At 37.9% G+C, this 5,630-nt stretch carries 8 protein-coding genes; all 8 read right to left on the bottom strand.

Annotation, left to right across the window (positions count from 1 at the left end):
- Positions 1-121: 121 nt before the first annotated feature.
- Positions 122-328, bottom strand: coding sequence for a copper chaperone CopZ (copZ, locus tag BFI01S_RS20680; RefSeq protein ID WP_026041633.1), 207 nt, complete (start codon positions 326-328; stop codon positions 122-124).
- A gap of 15 nt (positions 329-343) precedes the next feature.
- Positions 344-688: a metal-sensitive transcriptional regulator gene (locus BFI01S_RS20685; protein ID WP_372675482.1), complete on the bottom strand. Its 345-nt coding sequence runs from the start codon at positions 686-688 to the stop codon at positions 344-346.
- Positions 689-818: 130 nt separating this feature from the next.
- Positions 819-1,448 carry an NAD(P)/FAD-dependent oxidoreductase gene (locus BFI01S_RS20690; protein ID WP_061794274.1) on the bottom strand — a complete coding sequence of 210 codons (630 nt, stop codon included), beginning with the start codon at positions 1,446-1,448 and terminating at the stop codon, positions 819-821.
- Positions 1,449-1,462: 14 nt separating this feature from the next.
- The gene (locus BFI01S_RS20695) at positions 1,463-2,467 is read right to left on the bottom strand and encodes an ABC transporter ATP-binding protein (RefSeq protein ID WP_061794275.1); all 1,005 of its coding nucleotides are present in this window, start codon (positions 2,465-2,467) and stop codon (positions 1,463-1,465) included.
- A complete protein-coding gene (locus tag BFI01S_RS20700; protein WP_061794276.1) occupies positions 2,460-3,431 on the bottom strand; it encodes an ABC transporter ATP-binding protein in 972 nt (323 codons plus the stop codon). Before BFI01S_RS20700 ends, BFI01S_RS20695 begins: the two co-directional genes overlap by 8 nt.
- Positions 3,432-3,434: 3 nt before the next feature.
- Positions 3,435-4,292 carry an ABC transporter permease gene (locus BFI01S_RS20705; protein WP_061794277.1) on the bottom strand — a complete coding sequence of 286 codons (858 nt, stop codon included), beginning with the start codon at positions 4,290-4,292 and terminating at the stop codon, positions 3,435-3,437.
- On the bottom strand, positions 4,285-5,262 hold the full coding sequence (locus tag BFI01S_RS20710; RefSeq protein ID WP_061794278.1) for an ABC transporter permease: 978 nt from the start codon (positions 5,260-5,262) through the stop codon (positions 4,285-4,287). The genes BFI01S_RS20705 and BFI01S_RS20710 overlap by 8 nt, the downstream gene beginning before the upstream one ends.
- 82 nt (positions 5,263-5,344) lie before the next feature.
- The coding region (locus BFI01S_RS20715) for an LPXTG cell wall anchor domain-containing protein (RefSeq protein ID WP_156478361.1) at positions 5,345-5,630 on the bottom strand (286 nt) is incomplete at its 5' end.

Genomic DNA, 5,630 nt, shown 5'->3' on the forward strand with positions numbered 1-5,630 from the left:
TCCTTTTAAAATTGTTTGAGGATAAATAATTCATTAGAAGGTCAGTGCTTAATATACCTGTCATGGGTATATTAAACTTAAAAAGAGAGGGTGCTGCGTTTAGCACACCCCATCATTTTATTTAAACTACATCATATCCTTGATCATCAATAGTTTCCTTGATTTTGTCTAAAGAAACTTGCGTGGAATTATATTCGACATCAACTTTTCCACTTTCTAGGTGAACTTTAACATTGGAAACGCCCGCCAACTCGCCGACGCTACCTTCGATCGCTTTAATACAATGACCACAGGACATACCTTCTACATTCAATGTAACTTTTTCCATCATTCATTCTCTCCTTTATTTTTTCATTAATTTCTGAACAGTAATGAGTACTTCATCTAAAACTTCTAAATCTCCTTCTTGAAGGCGGTCCACTACGCATCCTTTTAAATGCCCTTCCAAAAGAATCTTTGCAACGCTGTTTAACGCAGATTGTGTAGCTGAAATTTGTGTAATGACATCGTCACAATAAGTGTCCCTTTCAATTAAACCTTTTATACCGCGGATTTGACCTTCAATTCGGTTTAATCGAACGACAAGATTATTCTTAACTTTATCAGAATGGTGACTTTTTCTCGTACTCTCGCTTGCGCAGCAGCTTACTTCTTCGGTTGGCAATTCATTTTTTTCTAATTTGGAAATCACTTAGCTTCCCCCCTTGCAAATTTAATATATCATACCCCCGTACCCTATGTAAAGAGAAAGGTATGAAATATTTTGTTATAATTGGTAATTTTTTTATAAAGAAAAATTTAAAGGGTAGATTATTTTTTCATTTATTCATTTCCTCTAATATTGCCTCATGCCCGAGCCTGTTTACAAATTTATGGAACGTCTCTCTTTTCTTGGCCTGTTGCTGGTAAAATTCAATGATCTTTTCTACAGCTGAATATAAATCTTCAGGTTCAAGATTAGTCATTAATAGGGACCCGGTTTCTGCATCTTTCCCTTTCGATTTTCCTCCAATATATAAATCATAATGATTTTTCACCTTCATTATACCTATGTCATTGATTAGTGGTTCACCGCAGCCGACAGGACAGCCAGTATAAGCTGGCTTTAATGTGAAAGGGACAGGAATTCCTGCTATACGCTCATTCAATTCTTTTGCTACAGGCATTCCTTCTTCTTCTTCCCCTTTACAAAAATTGCATGTCCGTAAACTTTTAACAAATTTTCCTACTGGATAACATCTAAGCCCTACCTGCTCAAACTCTGAAATGATTTCATCTTTCTTGTCATCAAATACGTCGATGTAGAGCTGCTGAAATGTAGTCAGTTCAAGCTCATCCTGATCATCCATATATTTTGCAATTACAAGTAGTTGCTTGGCAGTTAGTTTTGCACCAAAATGTATACCTCCGTTTACAGCTATCTTTACTTTTTTTCTTTGCGTATCCATATGTTTCCCCTTTTTTATGAAGTCTTTTCTAATAATTCAATATGACAATGGCAAGAAACTGAATGTCCTCTGTCTACATCCTCTAACTCCGGCACTTGCGTATGACAAACTGCTTCTTTATGAGGACATCTTGCAACAAAAGGGCAGCCTTTTTCTTCTTTTGTGGAATCCACTTCCCCATCTAGAATCAATTTCTCTCTATTTTTAATAAAATGGTTTAAATCTTTTACTACAGCCACAAGTGCTTTTGTGTAGGGATGGGAAGGATGCTGAATAATTTTTTTCGTAGGTCCTATTTCTACGATTTTTCCTTGGTACATGACAGCAATTCGGTCACACATATAACTCGCAGTAGATAAATCATGGGTAATAAACATCATCGTAAGACCCATTTTCTTTCTTAAATCCAGCAGCAAGTTCAGTATTCCGGCTCTAACAGATACATCAAGCATGGAAGTAGGTTCATCTGCAGCAATAAAAGATGGTTTTAAAATAATTGCTCTGGCAATGGCAATTCTCTGTCTTTGCCCGCCGCTTAATTGATGTGGGAATCGATGGATAAAGTCCTGGGCTGGTCGTAGCTCAATAGCTTCTATGGCCTCAATCACCTTTTGATACTTTTCTTCGTAAGTCAAACCCTTTTCATGAGCATTAATCGGTTCCATTAATATGTCAAGAATTTTCATACCGGGATTTAACGTATCGTAGGGGTCTTGAAAAATCATCTGCATTTTTTTTCTGATTTTATTTGTCTCTGATTCTTTTAGATTACAAAGATTAACTCCTTCAAAAGTAATTTCTCCTTTGGTTTCTTTCATAAGGCGCATAACCATTCTGGCAGTTGACGTTTTGCCGCAGCCGCTTTCACCAATGATTCCCAAGATCTCACCTTTGTTTACTTCAAAATTGATATTATTAACTGCATATACCTCGGTTTTTCTTCTTTTTAAAAAAGTGCCCGACTTTTTTATGAAGGTTTTTTTCAAATTGCTCACTTTTAAAAGAGTGCTTTTATCCATGGTTTCCTTCCTCCTCTAAAAAGCAGGCTGTGTAATGTCCGTTCTTGATTTCTTTAAATTCTGGAATTTCCTGGCGGCATTTGTCAAAGGCATGAGGGCACCTGGTATGAAAACGGCAGGAATTAGGGAAATTCACCAAATTTGGTACACTCCCTGGTATAGATACTACTTCCTTTTCCGGATTGCCTAAATCAGGCGAAGCGTTTAAAAGTGCTTGCGAGTATGGATGTCTGGCGTTTTTCAATAGATCTCCCGTGGATGCCCATTCTACGATGTTGCCTGCATACATAATGGCTATTTTATCGCATATAGCAGTAACCATCGGCAAATCATGAGAGATCAGGATGACAGATAAGTCCATTTTCTTTTGAAGGCTTTTGATTAAGGCAATTACCTGCGCTTGAGTTAAAACATCCAATCCTGTTGTGGATTCATCAGATATAACCAATTTTGGATTACAGGCCAGTGCCATAGCAATGGCGACTCTCTGTTTCATTCCTCCGCTGAATTCATGCGGATAGCTCCTCCACCTCTCCCCATCAATACCGACCAACTCGAGAAGGGTCTTAGTGCGCTGAAGTGCTTCCCGTTTGCTTACATTCTCGTGCAATAAAATGGATTCCATTATTTGATCTCCTATAGTAAATATAGGATTCAACGCGTTCATTGCACTTTGGGGAATAACAGAAATCTCTTTCCATCTCAAGGATGAAAGTTCTTTTTCAGAAGCCTTTATGAGATCTCTTCCATTTAAAAGGACACGACCCGAAACCACTTTTCCTGGATATTCTATTAACCTTAAAATGGACTGAGCAACTGTTGTTTTTCCACATCCTGACTCACCTATTAAACCTAGCATTTCTCCTTTATTGAGTGAAAAAGAAACATTCTCTACTGCCTTTGCTATCCCTTTATCCGTTTTAAAGTAGGTAGAAAGGTTTTCAACTGATAACACGGTGTTCATAAACTAACGCTCCTTTCTTAATCGGGGATTCAGGATCTCTTCAAGTGAGTAGCCTGTAAAGGCGAACCCAATAACCAGTGTTGTGATTAATAATCCTGGAGGCAGAACCCACCAAATCCACGCATCAGTTAAAAAAGCTCCTCTGGCCTGAGCATAATATAAAATGGTCCCCCAACTCTTTGTAAATGGATCTCCTAGCCCCAAGAAGCTTAAAGATGCTTCGATTAAAATTGAATGGCTTGCGGCTAAAACAAATTGGGAGAGTGCTATTGGAATAACCCCCGGCAGAATATGTCGGGCTAAGATGACTTTAATGTTTGTTCCGATTGACTTTGCAGCCTCTACATACCCTTTTGTTTTTAAAGTTAGAACCTGAGATCTTATTACCCTTGCTGGGCTAGCCCAGGAAATTAGGCTAATAACCAGTACAATGTTCCAAAAACTAGGACCAATAAAAGCAGCCAGTAATATCATTAAAGGAAGAAAAGGAATAACAAGTACTAAGTCTACCAATCTCATTAAAAATGCATCTACTTTGCCGCCATAGTACCCTGAAACGATACCGACTAGGCAGCCAAGAAGAATGGAAATAAAAGCTGCAATGACACCAATTAATAATGAAATCCTCGTGCCATATAGAAGTTCGCTTAAGATATCTTGTCCGACATCATTCGTTCCCAGCAAAAATTGGCCATTAGGCTTCGTAAAAGGAGCTCCAACTCGATCTGTCGGGTCAAATGGAGCAAGGATTGGCGCTAAAAGCGCAATTAGTAAAAAAATCACTAAAAGGATTAAGCCAAACAAGCCAATATTATTAGATGTGAGAACTTGCCAATATTTCTTCCATCTTGAATTAACCATTGCGGCTTCCCACCTTTGGATCAAGTAATGGATAAATTAAATCTGCTAGAAAGTTAGCAATGACTACACTGAAAGTAATAATCAGGAATGTAGCTTGGATAAGCGGGTAATCTCTGCTTAATACCGATTCAAACATAAGACGGCCTACACCCGGATATGCAAAGACGGTTTCGATAACAGTCGCACCGCCCAGGGTAAATCCTAAGCTAAGCATAAATACAGTAGCCACAGGAAGTAATGCATTTCTCATGGCATGTTTATACTTGATTACCTTTTCTTTTACTCCTTTTGCTTTGGCCATCATAATATAGTCTTCTCCGAGGACGTTCAGCATTGAATACCGCATGATCATAAAAGTGCTTGTAACAGAAATTAGGATAAGGGTGGCTAATGGGAGAATCAGATGCTTACCGATATCAAAAAACCGGTCCATTCCCGTATAATTTGACCAAGCGCTTTCTGCTCCAAAAACGGGCAACCATCCTAATTGAGCGGAAAAAATAGATACAAGTATCATGCCAACCCAAAAAGATGGCATGGCACTTAAAAACATAAAGACTGTTAGAAGGTTAGCATCTGTGTTGGTGCCCCTGCGCCATGCGGAAATTGCTCCAAACATGACTCCGATAACGGTTGAGAGTACCAATCCTAGACCTGTAAGTAGCATTGTCCATGGGAGCCTCTCCATCAAAAGTTCTGAGATAGGCCGTTTTTGCTGATAGGAATATCCAAAGTCACCAGTGAAAATATTCTTTATATAAGTTCCATATTGTTCGAGGATTGAATCATTAAGGCCATACTTGTCTAAAATAGCGTCTTTTTCAGCACTGGACATAAAGCCTACATCTTCGCCTGCTAAAAAAACCAATGGATTTCCAGGCATAAGACGGGGTAATAGAAAATTTAGCGTCAACATTAGGAAAATGACAATGAAATATTGTAAAAGTTTTCCTGTAATAAATTTACCCAACACTTTCACCTCCAAATATGTAAATAATATTTTTAAAAAGAGTTCCCGTAAAAGAAATTGCTTTTACGGGAAGTTATTTCAATTAAAAATCAAAATCATCATTGCCTTTATTTTTTTTCTTTCTTCTTAATAGAATAAATCCAATGACAGCCACAAGAAGTATTAATCCAAATACGATTAATGAAGTGTTATTCCCATCATTATCTGTACTCATATTTGCTGTTTTGCTATCTGTTGAAACAGGTGTGTCGCTACTAGCTTTCTCATTATCAGGCAAATCTGATTTTTCAGTCGAAACAAAGGATAGTTTGTTGATAATGCCCTTGCCCACCTGGAAGACATACTGATCATATTTTTCAGGATTAAAG

Source organism: Cytobacillus firmus NBRC 15306 (assembly GCF_001591465.1).
GTDB classification, from domain to species: domain Bacteria; phylum Bacillota; class Bacilli; order Bacillales; family Cytobacillaceae; genus Cytobacillus; species Cytobacillus firmus.